The organism is Clostridium sp. JS66, assembly GCF_033561535.1.
Classification (GTDB): domain Bacteria; phylum Bacillota; class Clostridia; order Clostridiales; family Clostridiaceae; genus Clostridium_AM; species Clostridium_AM carboxidivorans.
The window spans coordinates 717986-739695 of sequence record NZ_CP131467.1; the positions used below are offsets into that span (position 1 = coordinate 717986).

Genomic DNA, 21710 nt, shown 5'->3' on the forward strand with positions numbered 1-21710 from the left:
ATTAATTGTAAAACGTATATTAAATTTTGGGCTAGCCTCAATTTATAATATGTAAAACTTAAAGAAATGACATTAAAAATTAAAATTTAAAGCTCCATACTTATTTGTATAGAGCTATTAATGCTTATTATTAAAAAAATTAAAACACAAAGAGTATACTAATAAGATTAATTAAAACAAATACTTTAATAAATCATTAACGTTTGAAAAATTTCCATAACCAATTCTTTTTTAATTTTTGACTGAGATTTTCCAATTGTTTATTTTTTGTTTCTAATTCATTTTTTAGAATTAAATTATATTGTGATAATTCTATAATTTTTTTATCCTTATCAACAAGCATATTTTGTAAATCTTTTATATATTTCTTTTCATTCTTATTAAATGCTGTTTTTTTGGTTGTTGGAATAAATATAGAATTATTTATAGGATCTTTGTTTATATAGAATGAATTTGAGGTATTACCCTCAAGATTTATTATAGGGTAAGGAATGATATTAATATCAATAGTAGAAAGAATACTTTTATAATCCTTGTCTGTGTTATGATTGCTTAAGTATATACCAGTAAAAAATTTTTCTTTTTTGCTTGTTAGAATTTTCTTAGAACTCCAATCATTCATACCACAAAAAGATTTCCTATATACTATTTGTCCATTTTCTTCCCAGGTAACATAAGTATTTCCTGACTTATTTATTATGTTAGCATGAGTTGAATTAGAAGTTTCATCTGAAAGTATAACTGGGTCTGACCATTGAAAGTTATAAGAATTTAATTCTTTATATTTTATAAATGTTTGAATGTTTTTGTTAAAAGAACTGTTATAACAAACTAGTACAATATTTTTATTATTAATAAGAAAGTTAGCATTATTAGCAGATGAAATAGAAAGAGTATCATCGTAATTGGACCAATTTCCTGAATTTGTATCAAATTTTTTTATTTTAAATTTCTTACCATTTGTTGTATAAAATAAGTATATAGTATCATTAACTGTATCTACTATATATGGATAAATATATTTTGAAAATGAGATATCTTCAATTTTTATATTATGTAAAGAATTGTTATGCGAAAAAATATGATGAATACTTTTATAAGGAGATTGAAGCTTATCTTCTAATATATAAAAAATATGAGGCTTGAAATTAACAATTTTTAATTTAAGAAAAGATATATTATATTTTTCATTAATATTAAGTACATTAATATCTTTATGAAAACTTGAGGGATATACGGTATACTTTATATTTCCACTAGTGGAGGTATAAAGTATATGAATTTTGTCCATGGAATCAATATCAATAGAAAAATTATTAATATTTTCTTTAAATATAGATGAGGATATAAGTCCTCTATAGTCATAGGATTGTAAAAATAGATTTTTTTGATTATTTAGTGTAAATTTATAAAATATATTTTTAGAATTTCTTACTACAAAACTACATTTATTATTATAAATCACATTTTACACCTCATTTTAATAAAAGATTGATCATAAATCTACCTTAATAAATAATATTCACACATAGTTGTAAATATGTAAAAAGTATAAAATTAAAACTTAACTAAATCATAATAGTTAAATTTTTTAATAAAAGTTATACAAAAACTGGTAACACAATTTTATGTGTTTCATATATTAGGATTAGGAGGTTTTATATTTTATTGCATTATTTATTCTAACAGATACGCGATGTAATAAGATAATAATAACTTGAATAATTTAAATGATTTAAATAATTTAGGGGAGGAATGGACCTAATGCCTGTATCGGATTTAACAAGGAGAATTAGGTATTATGTATCTAACAATGGAGATGTATCTATTGTTGATGAGTTTACTAATGCAATTGTAAAGACAATAAACACAGGATTGGGAGCTACAGAAGTTGTTCATGGAACTGATGATAGAATATATGTAGTCAATGCAGTTTCAGATACAATAACAGCTATATGTACTAATGGCACAGTAAAAACTTATAATATTCCTAATAATGGATTTTTAGATGTAGATGCTGAAGATGCAAAATTATATGTATCAAATGGAACAACTGTCACAGTAAATGATTTATTAAGTGGATCATTAATAGCAACTATATCATGTTTTACTAATGCACAATATATAAAGCTAAATGGTAATGGAAATTTGTTATATGTTGTAGACACTGGAGATAACTCCGTAAAAGTAATTAGTACACTAACTTTAACAGAAGTAGCTAGAATACAAACGGGAACAGCACCAAATTTTATATTATTAAGTGATGATGAAACCAAGGCATATGTGTCAAATTCTGGAAGTTTAAGCGTAACTGTAATAAAACTTAGCGATTATTCAATTTTAGCTACTATACCATTAGGATCAAGTGTACCAGGAGCTATACCATATGGGCTGGCAATTTTTGGCAATATTTTGTATGTTGCAGATACAACAGGAAATCTAATACCAGTAAACATACTAACAAACACTCCTATGGCTGCTATTGCACTAGGTGGAAGTCCTCAAAGAGTAATAGTATCACCTGATAAAACAAGATTATATGTAACTAACTCTGGAAACGTAAGTATTCATATAATAGATCCTCTAACCAATGTTTTAACAGGAACTATTAGTGGATTTATAGGTGGACCTATAGGTATTGTAGGAGTTTATGAGGGATCTTTAATTTCCCCAGGTGACCCTATTGATTTAACTGACAGCTATCAGTTAGATGATATTTCTGAATCAGTATGCATTATAACTGAGAAAGTTTTTGCGCATTGTCAACAAAGGGTTTGTTTCCCTAATTTTAGAGTAACGTTCCCTAGTACAGGTGGACCATTTGTAATAGAAAAAATAACGTTTGGCAATGGTATAATAGTGCCAGGAACAGAAGTCAGAACTCCAATACCTGAAAGACCAAATTTCTCAAGGGTTCAATTTACATTAGAAGTTCCTTATACAATAACTTATGTAAATGTAGCAGGAATTCAAGGTGAAATAACTGGTGTATTACCAGATATAGATAAAGATATAGTATTATTTATTCCAGAATCTAGAGATGAATTTAATTTTAATTTAAGAATAGAAACTAGGTCAGAGATATTAAATAATCCTACTTTTGCAGATGAAGTGCTAAACTTTACAGTTGGGGTATTCATAGTAATAAAAGTAACAGGAGTAGTTCAACTTCTAATACCAGCATTTGGATATTGCCCAGCGCCACCAGAATGTGAAGAATTCATGATACCACAAGAAGAAAATGTATGTGAAAGATTTATAGATTTCACTCAGACACCATTCCCAGAAGATTTCTTCCCACATCAATATGAAGATATAAATTGCTCAAATTGTGCTAATTAAATATAAAAATTAATAAGAGAGCAGGCTATTGTCTGCTCTAAATTATTAGTTGGAGGATTGATTAATGGAAAAATTTAAAGATAATTTAACTGAAGAAGAATTTAAAATAGAAGCAGTAGAGTTTTATAATAAGTACAAGAAATATGAAGAAATATTTAAGCTTATACAAAGCAAGGGGTTTATAGATACGTTATCAAAATTATATAACTTAATAAACAAAAATACTAATAAAATACTAGTAAAAACTTATAAAAACATAGAGGATAAAAAAAGAATCATTATGGAAAAATATCCCATGAACCAGTATAAATTTATAGCTTTAAATGAGAAGTCTGAAATAATTGAAATATATGATTGTAATAAAGTTGCAGCATATGCCTTAATAAGCTATGAAAGTGAGATAGATTTTGGACAATATGCATTTTTACATTTCATAAATTTTATAAATGGTGAAAATAGCAAAAATTACAAAAAATTTGAAAAACTTATAATTGAAAAAATAAAAAATAAATCAATATTGTATTTTGATAGAACTATAAGCTTTCAATCTGATGATAACAAGGACGAAAGGGCTTTGGAAGAAATTAAAAACATGGGATATATGTGTGTGTGGAAAAATTGTACAGTTGAGTTAAACATAGAAAATTTTGATAAATTACAACTTGAAGTAAATATGAAAAAAGTAAAAAATATAGATATGGACTATACAGCTATAGGAAAAATAATACCATCAAGATTTGAAAACAGAAGTAATATTTATGAAGGTATATTACAAAAAGAAAAGTTTTTTATAAATATAGTTAATAAACAAGATAAAGCTTTTGTAAATTTTTATATTTACAATGGAAAGATTGATGATAAAGATTACATTATCGAAGTATACAAAATAACTTTTAAGTTTTTATCAGAACATAATATAAACAAATTAGTAACATTTATGTCTCCAGAAAATATAATATTATTAAATAACACTATAAATATTAATATATTACAAAATATATATTGGCTAAGAAAACAGCTATAATTGGGGGTTGTTATATATGTATAAAAATGAACAATCTCGGTGTTTGCTGGTTTTTGCTTCACGCAATCAAGCTGTATTTTTATTTAATAAACTTATAAAAAAGGGGTATAAAGTTGAACTTATATCCACTCCATGTAGTATTTCTGCTGGTTGTACTCAATCTATAAAGTTTATGGAAAATGATATACAAGCAATAATGACAGAGGCCAAAATTAGCAATATGACAATAAAAGGTATATATCAAATAATTAAAAATGGAGCTAAGTATAGCTATGTAAAAATAATTTAAAACGCTAAAAGGACCATTTAATGGTCCTTTTTAAATAAATCTATAAAGCTTTTCTTTTTCGATATTTGAAAATCTTCAATATTTTTATTTTCAAGCTCTTGTATTTGATTATATAGATTTTGTATTAATAAGTCTTTTTCGGATGCTAGATTTTTTAAAGAAGAATATGAGCTATTTAAGCTTTCAATTTCAGCTTCACTGGATTTTAGTTCATTTTTTAAATGCTCTATTTCAGCATTTTTTAAATTAAGGTTAATGTTAAATTGATCCAGCTCATTTTGCTTTAAGTTAAAACTATTTTTTAATTGTTCTATTTCATCTTCCTTTGAACTAATGATATTTTTAAACTTTTGAATTTCATCTTCTTTTAAATCAATGGTAGTTTTTAGTTGTTCTATTTCAGTATTTTTTAAGTTAAGGGTATCTTGAAAATAATCAATTTTATCATTTGGGGAATCCATATAATCGTTTGATTTATCCTTTGAATTATCTGTTTTTTCTTCATTTTCAAGCTTTTTATTTCCAAAATCATCACTATCATTATAAATAGTTTTGTTTATTAAACCACTATTTTTAGCAATTATCTTTAAGGTTTCTTTTAGAGGTCCATTAAGAGGGTTAAACTTTTGCTCGATTCTTATTGTATCTACTTTTAGGAAATCCTTAACATTATTATCTTCAAAAATACTATTAAGGGGATTTATACTGACAAAAAATAAAAAGTTATTTTTATAGGTAGGATATGAAATTTCTTTCGTTATATATTTACAATTAATTATTATATTTTTAAATGGAATTGATTTAATTTCAATTAAGCTAGCAGTTTTATAAAAAGATCTTGCTAAAAATAAAGTATTATTTTCTTTCCAAAATAAAAATAATGCATCATTATTATACAATACAGATGGTAATGAAAAATCAAAATTATTAGTTTTTGTCAATAATTCATCAGACCATTCTGAACTATTTACATTAAAGTCTTTAAATTTTAAAAGTGTATTAATAGATCTATTAATGTATGAGTTATAGCATATAATGCCAATGCCTGTTTCGTTTATAAAAAATTCTGCATTTTGGCAATTCATAAGATTTATATTATTTTCTATAGTTGACCATAAGCTAAAGGAAATACTAAATTTTTGTATACAATATTGATAAGAAATATTTGTTGAGTGGAATATATAAATATTATTTTTGTAAAAATCAATATTGTATGGCAATGAATTTTTAATAAATGATACTTCTGAAAGTTTTTTAGAAATCCATAAATTGTTATGGAAAAAACTATGATGTATAGACCATTTATTAACATTATATTTACTTTGTATCATATAAAAAATATGAATATCGGAGGATATAATTTTTATAGTAACATAATTAATTTTATAATCTTTAGAGTAAACACTGCTTATTGTCTTTTCTATATTAGGAAAATCTAAAGTTGAATATTTTAAGAGTCCATCTTCAGTTATAAATGCAATGTGAATTTTATCTTTATCGTCCATATCTACGGAATAATCAAGTACATATTGTTTATAGGCGAATCTGTTATTAACATTGGAACTAGTACCAAGCTCATTATAACTTTCTACAATCAAATTATGAGAGGAATCTAAATTGAATTTATAAATGATATTTTCCGAATTTTTTATAATGTAAGGCAAATTTTTGTAAATCATAAAATAACCTTCCTTATTATAATTATTAAAAAAATAATAGTCATATATATATTAATTAGTATTAATATATATATGAAACAAAGTGGAATTTTATTAATCTAATCTTGTAATTAGATTAATTCACGATTTTTTTATTTTAACATATAATAATATGTAAGTAGGTAATTAATTATAGCCATTTAATCAATAGATGAAATGGAGGTTACAATGAAAATACTTCTTTTGGAGGATGCACCTATTTTTAAATATGGATTTGCCTCAGCTATGATAAAAAAAGGAATTGAAGTTAAATATACTTCGCTTTGTATAGAGATAAATAAAGGAAATTTATATGCACTTCAAGAAGAAATAGAACAATTTAAACCTGATGCTATATTAAATGCTGGTATGTGCATTATGAATAACTTAGATAAAATGTTTAAAATAATAAAAGATTATTTTATTCCTTATATATACTGGGCTATAGAAGATCCTGTTTATTTTACTCATGTTTCATTAAAGAACGCCTTGGCAGCTTCAATGTGCATGACTACAGCTGTAGAATGTATTCCTAAATATAAAAAATATGGAATACAGGCTAAATTAATGATGTTTGGGTGTAATAAGGATTTTCATTACAAAGGAAATATCAACCCTAAATTTGATCATGACATAATATTTATAGGTAATAATTATAAACAACATTTTTCAAGAAAAAAAGGAATAGATATTATTTTAAAACCTTTAATGCAAAGGGGATATGATATTAAGGTTTATGGAAATGATTGGTGGTTTGATACTTCCCAAAATTTTGTGCTAGATAGAAAATATTATGGTGGATATTGTGCTTATGAAGAGCTACCAGATGCTTATGCTACAGCTAAAATTGCACTTGGAGTGCATTCAGTTGCTAATTCTAACACTATGATGAGTATGAGAACATTTGAAATTATGGGTTGTGGAGGATTCTATTTAACACAATATACTCCAGCTATTCAAAAATGTTTTTTAAATGAAAAACATTTAGTTTGGAGTGAAAATTCATATGATACATTAAGGATGGTAGAACGCTATTTAAACAATAAAGATGGAAGGGAAAGAATAGCCTTAGAGGGTCAGAAAGAATGTTATTTAAAATATGATTATGATAAAAAAGTTGATATATTTGTATATGAATTAAAGCGTAGAAAACTTTGGAGATAGGTGATAAAATTGAAAATTATGACTTTAAGCACAGCTCCAATTATAAAATTTGGAATTGGTTTTGCTATGGGAAAAAGTGAAATAGATTTTATATATACTGACTTTGGAAAAGAAATTTCTATTGGAAAATATGAAACATTAATAGAGTCTATTGAAAAATATAAACCAGATGCTTTCTTTTATGAACATGTAGCAATATTTAAAAATAGAGATATATTTTTTAATATAGCAAAAAGATATAATATCCCAATACTCTATTGGGCCATAGATGATCCAATAGAGATGATGAGCGAATCTATAAAACATGCAAAAAAATCAATATTGACTTTTACTCCAGCTATTGAATGCATAGGGAAATATGAGTCAATGGGAATTAACGCATCATTTTTAATGTTTGGTTGTAATGAAGAGATTCATCGTCCAGGAAAATATAATAAAAAATTTGATCATGATATAGTGTTTGTAGGTAACAATTACTCAAGATATCCTGCAAGACTTCAGGGATATAAAATTATGCTGGAGCCTTTGATAAAAAGGGGATATGACATAAAAATTTATGGAAATAAGTGGTGGATAGATGGCAGTCAGAAATTTACAATAGATAAAAAGTTTTATGGTGGGTATTGTGAGTATAATGAAATAAAGGATGCATGTGCATCTGCTAAAATAATGCTTGGTGTTCATTCTATTAATAGCTCTTCTACGATGATGAGTATGAAGACTTTTGAAATTCTTGGCTGTAGAGGATTTTATATTACTCAATATACACCAGCAATTAAAAATTATTTTGCTAATAATAAACATTTGGTTTGGAGCAAAAGTCATTTAGAAACACTGAGAAATGTAGATAATTATTTAGTGAGAAAAAGTGATAGAGACTATATTTCTTTAGAAGGACAAAAAGAATGTTATTTGAAACATAGTTATAAAGATAAAGTGAATTTTTTTATTAATGAATTAAAAAGGAAAGGAATATGGAAATATGATAACATTTATTCAAATGCCTAGTGTTCCTTTTGATTGGATGGTTCAAAGGCCGCAGCAAATTATGACTAAGCTTGCTAGACATGGATATAAAGTTTATTATTTTACCAGCAAAGGAGCAAATGGAATAGTACAAAGAGAACCTAATCTTAGTATAGTATCTGGAAACTATAATCCTGAGGATATAAAAACTGAAGGAAGTGTAATTCTGTGGTGTAGCTCGCCAAATCAAGTTCTTAATGTAGACAAGATTTATCATGATTATGTGATATATGATGTTGTAGACGATGCTTCTGATGAGTTTATTACATGGCAGCCTTATATTAACAAGATGCTGGAAAAAGCTAATATAGTTTTTACAACAGCTGACAGACTCTATGAAAAGTTTAGAACACTTCATCCTAAAGTTTATCTTTTAAATAATGCAGTTGATTTAGATAATTTTTCTTTAAATAAGCTAAAAAAACCCAACGATTTACCTACATTTAAACCTGTAGTTGGCTATGTAGGAGCTATAGCTAGTTGGATGGATTGGGAAGTCATAGATTTTATAACCAAAAAGTCAAAATATAATTTTGTTTTTGTAGGTCCCTTTTATAATGGATTCAAGCCGCCGTTAATAAAGAGTAATATTTATTATCTTGGAATTAAAGATTATGACCAACTTCCATACTATATAAATAATTTCAATTGCTGTATTATACCTTTTAAGGTTAATAATATGACCAATAGCTGCAATCCAGTAAAACTTTATGAATACTTTTCACTTGGAAAACCTGTGGTTACTACTAATATGAGAGAAATTAATAAGTTTTCTGAGGTATGTTATATAGCTAATAATGCTATAGAATTTAAGAATTATATTGATAAAGCTGTTAATGAAAAGAGTAATGAACTTGTGAATAAACGAATTATAACAGCCAGAGAAAATAGTTGGGATTCTAGAATAAATAATATCAAGAAAATTTTATATAATGAGTTTCATATAAGTTAAATATAAACTAAACATAAGTAATAAAGGTGAATTTCCCCCAGGTTATGGGGGAAATGTTATTTATTTAATATTTTTTCTAAAAATGTCTTGTTAAACAATATTTTTTTATCATTAGGCAAAAAATTTCTGGCTGCTTCATTGTATTTAAAAGCTTTCAAAGGGTCACCGAGTTTATAATAACATATACATAACTGTATATTAGGAAGCCATGTCCAGCAAGCCTCTGAGAGTATTTCATATCTATGCTGAGGTTTTTCTAGTTGTGTAGCAAGCTTATACCAAAAAATAGCATCCTGAAGTTCATTATTGTTAAGAAAGTGGTATCCTAATCTACAGCAAAATTCTGCATGAGGAGTATCATACTCAAAGGTTTTAAACGTAATAGCAAGTTCATCATCAGTATCACCAAGATTAGAATAAATATCTGCAAGCTCATGACATATTTTTAGTTTGCTATTAACAGAGAGGACTGCGGAAATAAGAAGATTTTTGTAATAGGATATTGCTTCTTTAAAACATCCTTGATTTTTTAGTTTATTACCATGATTAAGATTGACATCTTCTTTTAACACCTTTTTATATAGCATTAGATAGTTATCTGTCATTATTTCAGTTGTAAAATGCTGTGATACATAATCTCTTAGAAGCTTAGGTGAGAGAAAGTTAGGATTCAAAACCTTTTTGCACATTTCTTGAGTAGAATGGCAGATCATTTCTGGAAAACCTGCTAAGACTTCTTCGACTCCACCGTTTGCAAGAGCTAATACAGGCGTTCCGCAGGCAAGAGCCTCTATCATAACAAGACCAAAGGGCTCTTCACAAATAGTTGGAAATAGCAAACAGCGAGCCTTTTTTAAAAGCTCTTGTTTTCTTAAACCACCTACTTCGCCTACATACTGGATATTTGAATTATTAATTCGTGGTTCAAGTGTATTTCTAAAGTATTCAAAATCATGGATTGGACCAGCTATAATTAATTTTTGTCTTGTTCTCTCAGCAACATCGATAGCCTGTAATATCCCCTTATACCAGTTTAGAACTCCCATATATAAGAGATAATCTTCTTTTTTTTCACAGTATTCATATTCTTCAGGATCTATACCATTATAAACATAATAACCATGATCTTCACCAGTTATATCAAGGGCTCTTTTGCTTAAATAAATTGGAGACTTTACATCATTTTTTCTGATACAGTGAATAGTACAAACAGTTGGTATGGCATATGCAATTTGTCCTATAACTGAAGAGTGAGTATGATCATGAATAATATCAACATTTTCAGGGAGAGTTTTCATTACAAACTCTGATAGCTTCTGCTGGTCAGGTCCCGAATGCTCGTATGGAATTAGGGTGGCACTGGTTTTACTCCCTTTAGGGGCATAAAGATATACATTATGACCTTTTAGAACAAGATGTTCCGTGAGATTATATATAATCCTTTCCATGCCGCCATAATTTGTAGGAGGAAGAGGATAATAATCTGGAGCAACTTGAACTATATTTAGTGGCTTTTTCATAATAATTTCATCGTCATTCAAGAAATTTGAAATCATTTTTTTAAAACTCCCTCCAAAAATTTTTTATTATTTATAATCATTTCATTATTGGGACTCAAATTCAATGCTAATTCATTATTCTCATAAGATTTTTTTAGATTACCTATTTTGTAATAACAAATGCATAATTGGAGAAATGGAAGCCATGTCCAACAAGATTCATATAAAATTTCATGATTATTCGGCCTTTCTAATTTTGTGGCAAGTTCATACCAGAAAATCGCTTTATCAAGCTCATTATTTTGAAGAAACTGGTAACCTAATCTACAGCAAAATTCAGCCCGTGGGGAGCCACATTCAAAAGATTTGAAGATAATTTCTCTTTCTTTTTTTGAATTTTTTAGATCAAAATAGATATCTGCCAGCTTATTGTATATTTTTATCTTGTGCCCTTTTGAAAGGTCTGTAAGGTGTAAAAATTGCTCATAATATTGAATAGCTTCAGTAAATTTACCCGTTTCCTTTAACTTGTCTCCATAATTATAGTTAACTTCCTCAGTGAGTATTTTATTATATAGTTTTAAATATCCTTCTGTCATGGCAGCTGCTGTAAAATTCTTTTCTACATATTCACGAAGCAATTTTGCTTCTGGAAATTGATTGCTATTAAGTTTCAGCACCATTTCATCCACCGAAGAGCAAATAAGCTCTGGAAAGCCATCCATAACTTCAGGAACTGCTCCGTTACGAAATGCAAGTACAGGTGTACCACAGGCCATTGCTTCGATCATCACAAGACCAAAAGGTTCTTCCCAGGAGGTTGGAAAGAGAAAACATTTAGCTTTTTTTAGTAAATTCTGTTTTTGTTCTCCACCTACTTCGCCTACATATTGAATGTTAGGATTATTTTTAATTTTTGGTTCAATTTCTTTATTGTAATATTCGTAGTTGAAAATAGGACCAGCAATTATCAGTTTTTGGTTAGTTTTTTCAGCAACCTCAATTGCTTCTTTTATGCCTTTATGCCAGCTGAGTACACCTAAAAAAAGAAGATAATCATCCTTAGCTTCAGAAAATTCGTATTCATTAAGGTCTATGCCATTATAAACGAAAAAACCATAATTTTTACCAACTATCTCTAAGGCTCGTTTACTTAAATAAACAGGATAATCTATAGGATTGTATCTAGAATCATGTATTGTGCAAACTGTTGGAATAACAAGCTTTTTTAGTCCTACAATAGAAGCATGCGTATGGTCGTGTATTATATCGATGTTATCAGGAAGTGTCTTTTCTACAAAATCAGCGATACTTAATGGGTTTGGTGCAGTATGCTCATAATTGATAATTTTTGCACTACATTGACTTCCTTTAGAAGCATAAAGATATACCTCATGGCCGCGTTTTACAAGTTCCTCGGTTAAGCTATAAATCATTCGTTCAATTCCTCCATAGTTAGAAGGAGGAATAGGGTAATAATCTGGAGCTACTTGTACAATTCGTAAGGGATGAGATGAGACTGTTTTATTAATAGTGTTTGTTCCTGTGATGTTATCTGTCATTTTTTAAAATCCCCTCCAATAATGATTTATTATGCAGTATCATTGCATCTGATGGCCTAAAAGAACGGGCTACTTCATTATGCTCATAAGATTTTTTATAATCTCCAAGCCTAGAATAACATACACATAATTGAATATGAGGCAGCCAGGTCCAACAGCTATCTAAGAAAAAGCCAGAAATTCCTTCAGGTTTCTTTAATTCTGAAGCAAGTTTATACCAGAATAGTGCAGTTTTTGTATCGCTTTTATTGAGGAAATAGTAGCCAAGTTTGCAGCAGAATTCAGCCCTTGGAGTGCTGAGTTCAAAGGATTTCCATATATATTGGAGTTCTTTTTCTGGATTTCCTAGATGAGAATAAATATCTGAAATTTTATGGCAGGTTGAAATTTTATCTTCAATCCAACCTTCTTTTAAATCCAGAAAAAGAGAATAATTCTCAATAGCTTTCTCATAAAAACCATTGTCTAACAATTCGTTGGCATAATAGTAGCGGTCACGAGGTGAAAATACATCACCTTTTTTTAATCTCTTTTGGAATATAGATAAATTTCGCCCGGATTTTACGTGAATTCTTTTATGAGAAACAGCAATGTCACTATTAAAAATGTTACCATCCACTGCAAGATATTCGTGAACAGGACCATACCATTTGAATTGAAGCTTTCTTTTTACCAAACGGTTTCTGCGTAAACTTAAGATTACATTTCCGAATTCGTCAAAAGCATAATTATATATCATAGTTACTGAATCTATAGAAGTATCCAGTGAATTTTTTAGTATCATTAATTTTTTTTGGTCTTCAGCTAGCAGCACATCATCTGCATCAAGCCAAAGAATATAATCTTTGGTAGCTTTACTGAAAGAATAATTTCGTGCTGCAGAAAAATCATCAATCCATTTAAAAAAGAATATATTATCAGTGTATTTCTTTGCTATTTCAACAGTATTATCTGTAGAACCAGTATCTACAATAATGATCTCATCTACAATATCTTTTATTGAATCTAAACAGTTTTGTAAGACACTAGACTCATTTTTTACAATCATACAGAGACTCATTGAAATCATATAATCACCTTCTTAAAGTTTGCTACAATATATAATATGGAAAGGAAAAAAATCTGATACAAGTTTTATCTTATTTAGACGAAAAGCTGCCTATCTAGAAGATAGGCAGCCCCGTTTATATTAATATTATTAAAATTTTATAAGGTTCATATCAATACTAGTTCCTGTAGCTGCTGAAGTAACGCTAGTAGCTGTTGTTACAATGACTCTAAGATCATACCTGGAGGAAGCAAGGGTAGTAGGAACTATATCTACATACGTGCTTGATATTGGAAATCTTTGGTTACCTGCAGGTGTTCCAACCCTATTATTAAACCTAGTATTAATTAGGGTTCCGTCTCTATATAATCTTACTTCGAATGCCATGGACCAGCTTGCAGTAACAATAAAGTCCACGCCAAGAGAATAATCAATTTTAAGATTTTGGCCTGCAGTAACGCTTGTAAAAACGGTTGTAACTGTTACTTCTGTGTTTAGTGGCACTGCTGGAGGATTATAGACAGTGATTGGTCCGGTTCCGTTAGTAAAACCTAAAGATGGTGTGCCAGTAGGGCCTTGAAGACCAGTCACGCCTTGAAGGCCAGTCACACCTTGAAGGCCAGTAGCACCTTGAAGACCAGTAGCACCTTGAAGACCAGTAGCACCTTGAAGACCAGTAGCACCTTGAAGACCAGTCACGCCTTGAAGGCCAGTCACACCTTGAAGGCCAGTAGCACCTTGAAGACCAGTAGCACCTTGAAGACCAGTCACGCCTTGAAGACCAGTAGCACCTTGAAGACCAGTAGCACCTTGAAGACCAGTCACGCCTTGAAGACCAGTAGCACCTTGAAGACCAGTAGCACCTTGAAGACCAGTCACGCCTTGAAGACCAGTAGCACCTTGAAGACCAGTCACGCCTTGAAGACCAGTAGCACCTTGAAGGCCAGTAGCACCTTGAAGACCAGTAGCACCTTGAAGGCCAGTAACACCTTGAGGGCCAGTCACGCCTTGAAGGCCAGTAGCACCTTGAAGACCAGTAGCACCTTGAAGACCAGTCACGCCTTGAAGGCCAGTCACACCTTGAAGGCCAGTAGCACCTTGAAGACCAGTAGCACCTTGAAGTCCGGTAACACCTTGAGGACCAGTAGCACCTTGAGAACCAGTTAAGCCTTGGATACCGGTAGGTCCTTGAAGACCAGTAGCACCTTGAAGGCCAGTAACACCTTGAGGACCAGTAGCACCTTGAGAACCAGTTAAACCTTGGATACCAGTAGGCCCTTGAAGACCAGTAGCACCTTGAAGTCCGGTAACACCTTGAGGTCCAGTAGCACCTTGAGGCCCAGTAGGCCCTTGAAGACCAGTAGCACCTTGAAGGCCAGTAACACCTTGAGGCCCAGTAACACCCTGAGGACCAGTTAAGCCTTGGATACCAGTAGGACCTTGAAGGCCAGTAGCACCTTGAGGACCAGTAGCACCTTGAGGCCCAGTAGGCCCTTGAAGACCAGTAGGACCTTGGAGTCCAGTAGCGCCTTGAGGTCCAGTAACACCTTGAGGTCCAGTAGCACCTTGAGGCCCAGTAGGCCCTTGAAGACCAGTAGCACCTTGAAGGCCAGTAACACCTTGAGGCCCAGTAACACCCTGAGGACCAGTTAAGCCTTGGATACCAGTAGGCCCTTGAAGACCAGTAGCACCTTGAGGTCCAGTAGCACCTTGAGGCCCAGTAGCACCTTGAGGCCCAGTAGGCCCTTGAAGACCAGTAGGACCTTGGAGTCCAGTAGCGCCTTGAGGTCCAGTAACACCTTGAGGTCCAGTAGCGCCTTGAGGCCCAGTAGCACCTTGAGGCCCAGTAGGTCCGGCTATACCATATTGGATACTTAAGAATGGTCTTTGACCTGGAGTTGTCCATTCATTGGAGCGATATCCTATGATAGTATCAATTATATTTTCTATTCCAACTAAAGTAATACCATTGTTTGGTATTACATTATAGAACCAATCAACTACTATATTTGTTATATCAATACTAATATAATTATTAACATTAGCATCAGTTACATTTATAGAATAAGGAGTAGGGTTTATTGCGGGTGCATTATTCCAAGTAACTGTATTTTGTGAAAAGTTACTTGCATTTGTAAATACGCTGACAGGTTGTGGTGATAATTGAGCATCTGTTTTATCTTTTCTATAAACAAATAGATTTAATGCAGCGCTTAATATGACATTTCCAGCAGGAATAACACCAGTTAAATTAAACTTTAATAAGCTTCTGTATAAATCGTTAGGTTGAGAAAATTCTCCTGTAAACAAAGCTATTGAAGTACCAAAGTTTGTATTAGAATAATACTGTGATATATAAGCATCATCACTAGGACTAACTTGTACAAATGGCATAGTATCATCTCCTTATTGTTTTACCTTTTATTTCTTACTTTTTTTCTTTTGCCATTGTGTCAATGATTATAACTCGTCTAGTATAATATATGCGTTTAGTATAAAAGCGTACATAGAAATTATATTAATAATTTATGCGAAGATAATTGCATTTAATGCTCTAGCAAGGTAGGTAACACCTGTGGTTGCAATATTGGTACCAGCAACTGTAGCTCTAATGCTATAAGTGTGACTTGTAGAAGAGGTAGTATCAACCCAAGTCAAGTTAGGAAGTTCACTTAATGTTCGTGATGTTCCACTTAAGTTATCCTCCATTGTATCAAGTGTTATTGAAGTAATAGTAGTTTGATTAACGGTACTAATGTCCCTAATTAACTCATACAGGATTGTATATTGGTAAGTGCTAGCAGCTGTTGTTGTTATTTCAGCTTCTGCCATACAATCTAATTTTACTTTTGCACCAACAGTGGTATTTACTGAAATCTGAAGTATAACTTCAGGGGTAAAAAAAGGATTAGGAGTTATTGGACTTGACGAAAGTTGTTGTGCTGGTGTAGGTAAAAAAGATCCAGGACCAGTAGCACCTTGAAGGCCAGTGATACCTTGAGGGCCAGTGATACCTTGAAGGCCAGTGATACCTTGAGGGCCAGTAACACCCTGAGGACCAGTTAAACCTTGGATACCAGTAGGACCTTGAAGACCAGTAGCGCCTTGAAGTCCGGTAACACCTTGAGGACCAGTTAAACCTTGGATACCAGTAGGTCCTTGAAGCCCAGTAGCACCTTGAAGCCCAGTAACGCCTTGAGGACCAGTAGCACCCTGAGGACCAGTTAAACCTTGGATACCAGTAGGCCCTTGAAGCCCAGTAGCACCTTGAAGTCCAGTAACACCTTGAGGACCAGTAGTGCCCTGAGGACCAGTTAAGCCTTGGATACCAGTAGGACCTTGAAGACCAGTAGCGCCTTGAAGTCCGGTAACACCTTGAGGACCAGTTAAACCTTGGATACCAGTAGGACCTTGAATACCAGTAGGACCTTGAAGACCGGTTACGCCTTGAGGACCAGTAGTGCCTTGAGGGCCAGTTAAGCCTTGAATACCAGTAGGACCTTGAAGGCCAGTAGGGCCTTGAAGACCAGTTACGCCTTGAGGACCAGTAGTGCCTTGAGGGCCAGTTAAGCCTTGAATACCAGTAGGACCTTGAAGGCCAGTAGGGCCTTGAAGACCGGTTACGCCTTGAGGCCCAGTAGTGCCTTGAGGGCCAGTTAAGCCTTGAATACCAGTAGGACCTTGAAGACCGGTTACGCCTTGAGGACCAGTAGTGCCTTGAGGGCCAGTTAAGCCTTGAATACCAGTAGGACCTTGAAGGCCAGTAGGACCTTGAAGACCGGTTACGCCTTGGGGGCCAGTAGGACCTTGAGGGCCAGTTAAGCCTTGAATACCAGTAGGACCTTGAAGGCCAGTAGGACCTTGAAGACCGGTTACGCCTTGGATGCCGGTAGGACCTTGAGGGCCAGTTAAGCCTTGGATACCAGTAGCACCTTGAGGGCCAGTAGGACCTTGAAGACCGGTTACGCCTTGGATGCCGGTAGGACCTTGAGGACCAGTTAAGCCTTGGATACCAGTAGCACCTTGAGGGCCAGTAGCACCTTGAGGCCCAGTAGGTCCTGCTATACCATATTGAATACTTAAGAATGGTCTTTGCCCTGGAGTTGTCCATTCATAGGATCGATATCCTATGATAGTATCAATTATATTTTCTATTCCAACTAAAGTAATGCCATTGTTTGGTATTACATTATACAACCAATTAACTACTATATTTGTTATATCAATACTAATATAATTATTAACATTAGCATCAGTTACATTTATAGAATAAGGAGTAGGGTTTATTGCAGGTGCATTATTCCAAGTAACTGTATTTTGTGAAAAGTTACTTGCATTTGTAAATACGTTGACAGTTTGTGGTGATAACTGAGCATCTGTTTTATCTTTTCTATAAACAAATAGATTTAATGTAGCGCTTAATATGATATTTTCAGGAGGAATAACACCAGTTAAATTAAACTTTAATAAGCTCCTGTATAAATCATTAGCTTGAAGATATTCTCCTGTAAACAAAGTAATTGCACTACCGAAATTTGTATTGCCATAAAATTGTGATATATAGGCATCATCGGTAGGGTTGACTTGTACAAATGGCATAATATCATCTCCTTATTATTTTATCCTTTATTTCTTGATTTCTTTTCTTATGTCATTAAGTCAATCACTATTCAGCTTACTACAATATATGCGTTTAATATAAAAGTGTCCATAGCTCAACTATTAACTTAACCTTGTAATCATTATAGAAGCATTACAATCAATAGAGGTACCGCCATTATTAACATTTAACGTTATAGTAGAACCTGAAACATTTCTCAATGTAATGGTTAAACCGCCATTAGGAACTGCAATAATTACTTGACCCTGGCTCTGATGAGCAAAACCTAAAGTACTTAGTAGAGCAACACCATAAGCTGAGCCAGAGACTATAGTTGTATCATCGATTACTATTGCAAATTGTGAGTTTGTTGTGGCAGTAGTTAAAAATTCAATTTTATAATCACCAGGTTTTGGTATAAAAATTGATGCAGTGTTTGTAGTATGACTAATATCTCCTGTCATTACACCATTATTATCAAAAATAACATCACTGTCAGTAGGTACAGTTTCAGCAGCTATATTGTAAATATATGCATAAGCATTTGATGAAGTCTCCATAAGATTAGCATGTTCAGGAGGATCAGTGGAGTTAATTACTTCAATAGGATTGGCACATAAATCATTTTTTGTATATTCATATTGTACATTTAAAAACGGTCTTTGATCAGAAATTGACCATTCAGTAGATCTATAACCTATAATAGAGTTAATTATGTTATGCATACTAACCAATGTTATTCCATTATTAGGTATTATGTTGTAAAACCAACTAATTACTATACTAGTAATATCAATGTTAATAAAGTTGTTAATATCTTTATCTTCTATTTTTATAGAATATTGAGTTTGATCTAATTCAGGTGCATTATTCCAAGTGATTTCATTTTGCGAAAAATTGTTTGTGTTAGCATATACATTAATGATTTGTGGTGAGAATTGAGAATCTGTCTTATCTTTTCTATAAACAAATAGCTTTAAAGCAGCGTATAATATAATGCTTTCTGAAGGAATTACATTAGACAAATCAAACTTCAATAAGCTTCTATAAGCATCATTAGATTTAAGATACTTTCCTGTAAGGAGAGTCGTTAGTTTGCCAAAATTTTTGTTTGGGAAAAATTGTGATATATATATATTATCAGTAGGAGGAATTTGTACAAATGGCATGTTATCATCTCCTTGTGTCTTTATCTGCTATTTTTCTACCTTATGCTATTTTTTTAATAATAATCTAAAACAATATAATCCACCTAATAATTGAGAATATATAGCATTATTATATATTTTGGGATCAAAGGAGCTTACAAAGTTAAACCCTGCATTAATTAAGCAGTTAGCTAAAAAATTTATATTTATAGTTGGATAATCAACGGTTAATATAATTAATTCATTTTTTTAGGACTCTAAATAAATTACTGCATGAAAATTTTATTTTATCTATTGACATACTTGTAAACCTCCTAGAACCTATATAATCAGAAGTAAGTACTAATTAGACATATAATCTTTTATTTATCTCATGGTTTTACTCAATAAATATTATAAAATTATATCTCTATATATAATATTAATTATTTGGCAGAATGTTCATACTAACATTTCAATAGCTGCATTTTATTATATAAAGTGATTTTTAGACTAAGGCGAAGTTTGTCTGTGAGAAATATCTCTTACTTAAGCAAAAGCTCTATGCATTTTGTGGAACAATTGGAAATAAATCCGAATATGATATATAAGGCATCTCAACTCATCATTTCCTTTTAGATGTCTAAGACTAGCTTAAGTTAGGAGGATATATTTTGATTTTTAATGAAACGAAGTTAAAAGGAGTTTATATTATAGAAGCAGTTCCAGTAAAAGATAATAGGGGCTTTTTTTCAAGGGCATGGTGTAAAAGAGAATTTGAGGAATATGAATTGGATACAAATATTGTTCAATGTAATATTTCATATAATTCCCAAAAAGGAACCTTGAGAGGTATGCACTATCAGAAGAATCCTTATAGTGAAGTAAAATATGTTAGATGTATTAAAGGTGCATTATATGATGTGATAATTGATATAAGAGAAGATTCAAAGACATTTGGTCAGTGGATAGGTGTGGAGCTTACAGAAGAAAATGAAAAAGCTTTATATATACCTAAAGGTTTTGCTCACGGATTTGAAACACTGATGGACAATACCTATCTTTATTATCAAGTATCAGAATATTATAAAACTGAGGCTGAAGGTGGAATAAGGTGGGATGATCCTCAATTTAATATTATATGGCCGATTGGGGAACCAAGAGTTATATCTAGCAAAGATAAGAATTGGCCATTATTTAAAAAGTAGTTTTTGGAGGAAAAAAGAATGAAAGTAAGATTATTTAAGCCATCATTAGGTGAGGAAGAAATACAAAGTATAAAAGATGCTTTTGACATGGCCTGGCTAGGATTAGGTCCTAAAACTAGGGAATTTGAAAAGCAATGGACAAATTATATTGGATGTAAAGAGTCTGTTGGTGTTAACTCATGTACTGCTGCTTTGCATTTAGCTGTGTCAGCTTTTAGATTTCCTAAAGGAAAAAAAGTTCTTGTACCAGTATTAACCTTTGCATCAACAGCTATGGCACCAATTTATAATGGGTTAGAGCCTGTATTTGTAGATGTGGATGAGGATACATTGACTATAAGTTTAGAAGATTTGGAGAGAAAGTATGACAAGGATTGTGTTGCTGTAATGCCAGTACATTATGGAGGTTATCCTGCTAAGCTAGATGAAATAATGAATTTTGCAAAAAACAAGAATCTGAAAGTTATAGAAGATTGTGCCCATACAGCTGGAGGAGAATATAAAGGAAAAACATTAGGAACTTGGGGAGATATTGGTTGTTATAGTTTTGAAGAGAAGAAATGTATGACTACAGGAGATGGAGGCATGATATGTTCTAATGATGTAGAACTTATATCACCATTAAAAAGCAGCAGATGGGTTGGAATGAACAAGGATACTTGGCAGAGAGAAAAAGAGAATTCAATAACTAAGAGTAATAGTCATTGGTATTACGAGATACTTGAGTTAGGTTATAAATATAATATGAATGATCTAATGGCTTCTATTGGACTTGTACAATTAAAAAAGTTACCTGAAATGAATAAAAGAAGAATGGAGATTATAGTAAAATATTTAGATGGAATTAAAGATTGTTCAAGTTTAAAGCCAGCATTGCCTTATGATAAAAATCAGAAATGTTACTGGATGTTTATGTTAAGAGTTAAAAATAGAGATAAATTTATAAGTTTTATGCAGCAAAAGGATATTGCTACAGGAGTTCATTATATGCCACTTACACTACATCCTTATTTTGCAAAGTACGAAAATAATACACCGAATGCTATTTCAATATGGAAAGAATTTGTTACTATACCACTTCATGCAGATATGACAAATGAAGAAGTAGACTATGTCATAGACAATGTGAAAGCTTTTGACAAGCTAAAATGAGGTGATTTAAGTGGAAAAGC

16 protein-coding genes are annotated in these 21710 nt (G+C 31.5%); 8 read left to right on the forward strand and 8 right to left on the reverse strand.

Annotated elements, in window-relative coordinates; genetic code table 11:
* Nucleotides 1-196: 196 nt before the first annotated feature.
* Nucleotides 197-1465, reverse strand: a complete 1269-nt coding sequence (locus Q6H37_RS03180; RefSeq protein WP_318739138.1) for a hypothetical protein — start codon at nt 1463-1465, stop codon at nt 197-199.
* A gap of 299 nt (nt 1466-1764) precedes the next feature.
* Between Q6H37_RS03180 and Q6H37_RS03185 the strand changes: the two genes are divergently transcribed.
* The 3 genes from Q6H37_RS03185 (at nt 1765) to Q6H37_RS03195 (ending at nt 4655) form a co-directional block, all read left to right on the forward strand.
* The gene (locus tag Q6H37_RS03185) at nt 1765-3342 is read left to right on the forward strand and encodes a YncE family protein (RefSeq protein WP_318739139.1); all 1578 of its coding nucleotides are present in this window, start codon (nt 1765-1767) and stop codon (nt 3340-3342) included.
* Between the two features lie 64 nt (nt 3343-3406).
* A complete protein-coding gene (locus Q6H37_RS03190) occupies nt 3407-4366 on the forward strand; it encodes a hypothetical protein (protein WP_318739140.1) in 960 nt (319 codons plus the stop codon).
* A 16-nt stretch (nt 4367-4382) separates the two neighbouring features.
* On the forward strand, nt 4383-4655 hold the full coding sequence (locus Q6H37_RS03195; protein ID WP_318739141.1) for a DUF3343 domain-containing protein: 273 nt from the start codon (nt 4383-4385) through the stop codon (nt 4653-4655).
* 17 nt (nt 4656-4672) lie between these two features.
* Here the strand turns inward: Q6H37_RS03195 and Q6H37_RS03200 are convergent, their stop codons facing one another.
* A complete protein-coding gene (locus tag Q6H37_RS03200; RefSeq protein WP_318739142.1) occupies nt 4673-6334 on the reverse strand; it encodes a hypothetical protein in 1662 nt (553 codons plus the stop codon).
* Between the two features lie 207 nt (nt 6335-6541).
* On the opposite strand from Q6H37_RS03200, the gene Q6H37_RS03205 reads away from it, so the two are divergent.
* The 3 genes from Q6H37_RS03205 to Q6H37_RS03215 are packed head-to-tail and all read left to right on the forward strand — an operon-like array spanning nt 6542 to nt 9494.
* Entirely contained in the window at nt 6542-7516 is a 975-nt protein-coding gene (locus Q6H37_RS03205) for a glycosyltransferase (protein WP_318739143.1), read from the forward strand.
* An 18-nt stretch (nt 7517-7534) separates the two neighbouring features.
* Nucleotides 7535-8524: a glycosyltransferase gene (locus Q6H37_RS03210; RefSeq protein WP_318742914.1), complete on the forward strand. Its 990-nt coding sequence runs from the start codon at nt 7535-7537 to the stop codon at nt 8522-8524.
* On the forward strand, nt 8499-9494 hold the full coding sequence (locus Q6H37_RS03215) for a glycosyltransferase family 1 protein (RefSeq protein WP_318739144.1): 996 nt from the start codon (nt 8499-8501) through the stop codon (nt 9492-9494). The genes Q6H37_RS03210 and Q6H37_RS03215 overlap by 26 nt, the downstream gene beginning before the upstream one ends.
* 56 nt (nt 9495-9550) lie before the next feature.
* Here Q6H37_RS03215 and Q6H37_RS03220 read toward each other — a convergent pair whose 3' ends face one another.
* From Q6H37_RS03220 to Q6H37_RS03245, 6 genes are all read right to left on the reverse strand, one after another.
* Entirely contained in the window at nt 9551-11050 is a 1500-nt protein-coding gene (locus tag Q6H37_RS03220) for a glycosyltransferase (protein ID WP_318739145.1), read from the reverse strand.
* The gene (locus Q6H37_RS03225) at nt 11047-12555 is read right to left on the reverse strand and encodes a glycosyltransferase (RefSeq protein ID WP_318739146.1); all 1509 of its coding nucleotides are present in this window, start codon (nt 12553-12555) and stop codon (nt 11047-11049) included. The genes Q6H37_RS03220 and Q6H37_RS03225 overlap by 4 nt, the downstream gene beginning before the upstream one ends.
* Entirely contained in the window at nt 12545-13624 is a 1080-nt protein-coding gene (locus Q6H37_RS03230; RefSeq protein ID WP_318739147.1) for a glycosyltransferase family 2 protein, read from the reverse strand. The genes Q6H37_RS03225 and Q6H37_RS03230 overlap by 11 nt, the downstream gene beginning before the upstream one ends.
* A gap of 129 nt (nt 13625-13753) precedes the next feature.
* Nucleotides 13754-15997 (reverse strand): DNRLRE domain-containing protein, encoded by a 2244-nt coding sequence (locus Q6H37_RS03235; protein WP_318739148.1) that lies wholly within the window; start codon nt 15995-15997, stop codon nt 13754-13756.
* 132 nt (nt 15998-16129) lie between these two features.
* On the reverse strand, nt 16130-18202 hold the full coding sequence (locus Q6H37_RS03240) for a DNRLRE domain-containing protein (RefSeq protein WP_318739149.1): 2073 nt from the start codon (nt 18200-18202) through the stop codon (nt 16130-16132).
* A 123-nt stretch (nt 18203-18325) separates the two neighbouring features.
* Entirely contained in the window at nt 18326-19372 is a 1047-nt protein-coding gene (locus tag Q6H37_RS03245) for a DNRLRE domain-containing protein (RefSeq protein WP_318739150.1), read from the reverse strand.
* A 632-nt stretch (nt 19373-20004) separates the two neighbouring features.
* Between Q6H37_RS03245 and rfbC the strand changes: the two genes are divergently transcribed.
* Both rfbC and Q6H37_RS03255 read left to right on the forward strand, forming a co-directional pair.
* Nucleotides 20005-20538 carry a dTDP-4-dehydrorhamnose 3,5-epimerase gene (rfbC, locus tag Q6H37_RS03250; RefSeq protein ID WP_318739151.1) on the forward strand — a complete coding sequence of 178 codons (534 nt, stop codon included), beginning with the start codon at nt 20005-20007 and terminating at the stop codon, nt 20536-20538.
* An 18-nt stretch (nt 20539-20556) separates the two neighbouring features.
* The gene (locus Q6H37_RS03255) at nt 20557-21690 is read left to right on the forward strand and encodes a DegT/DnrJ/EryC1/StrS family aminotransferase (RefSeq protein ID WP_318739152.1); all 1134 of its coding nucleotides are present in this window, start codon (nt 20557-20559) and stop codon (nt 21688-21690) included.
* The last annotated feature ends 20 nt before the right edge of the window (nt 21691-21710 follow it).

What these genes read in the sequence shown, in the direction of transcription:
- Q6H37_RS03195 (WP_318739141.1), top strand. Translation starts at nt 4,383, where the DNA reads ATGTATAAAAATGAACAATCTCGGTGTTTGCTGGTTTTTGCTTCACGC.
- Q6H37_RS03190 (WP_318739140.1), top strand. Translation starts at nt 3,407, where the DNA reads ATGGAAAAATTTAAAGATAATTTAACTGAAGAAGAATTTAAAATAGAA.
- Q6H37_RS03185 (WP_318739139.1), top strand. Translation starts at nt 1,765, where the DNA reads ATGCCTGTATCGGATTTAACAAGGAGAATTAGGTATTATGTATCTAAC.
- Q6H37_RS03230 (WP_318739147.1), bottom strand. Translation starts at nt 13,624, where the DNA reads ATGATTTCAATGAGTCTCTGTATGATTGTAAAAAATGAGTCTAGTGTC.
- Q6H37_RS03240 (WP_318739149.1), bottom strand. Translation starts at nt 18,202, where the DNA reads ATGCCATTTGTACAAGTCAACCCTACCGATGATGCCTATATATCACAA.
- Q6H37_RS03215 (WP_318739144.1), top strand. Translation starts at nt 8,499, where the DNA reads ATGATAACATTTATTCAAATGCCTAGTGTTCCTTTTGATTGGATGGTT.
- Q6H37_RS03255 (WP_318739152.1), top strand. Translation starts at nt 20,557, where the DNA reads ATGAAAGTAAGATTATTTAAGCCATCATTAGGTGAGGAAGAAATACAA.
- Q6H37_RS03245 (WP_318739150.1), bottom strand. Translation starts at nt 19,372, where the DNA reads ATGCCATTTGTACAAATTCCTCCTACTGATAATATATATATATCACAA.
- Q6H37_RS03200 (WP_318739142.1), bottom strand. Translation starts at nt 6,334, where the DNA reads ATGATTTACAAAAATTTGCCTTACATTATAAAAAATTCGGAAAATATC.
- Q6H37_RS03210 (WP_318742914.1), top strand. Translation starts at nt 7,535, where the DNA reads ATGACTTTAAGCACAGCTCCAATTATAAAATTTGGAATTGGTTTTGCT.
- Q6H37_RS03235 (WP_318739148.1), bottom strand. Translation starts at nt 15,997, where the DNA reads ATGCCATTTGTACAAGTTAGTCCTAGTGATGATGCTTATATATCACAG.
- Q6H37_RS03205 (WP_318739143.1), top strand. Translation starts at nt 6,542, where the DNA reads ATGAAAATACTTCTTTTGGAGGATGCACCTATTTTTAAATATGGATTT.
- Q6H37_RS03225 (WP_318739146.1), bottom strand. Translation starts at nt 12,555, where the DNA reads ATGACAGATAACATCACAGGAACAAACACTATTAATAAAACAGTCTCA.
- Q6H37_RS03220 (WP_318739145.1), bottom strand. Translation starts at nt 11,050, where the DNA reads ATGATTTCAAATTTCTTGAATGACGATGAAATTATTATGAAAAAGCCA.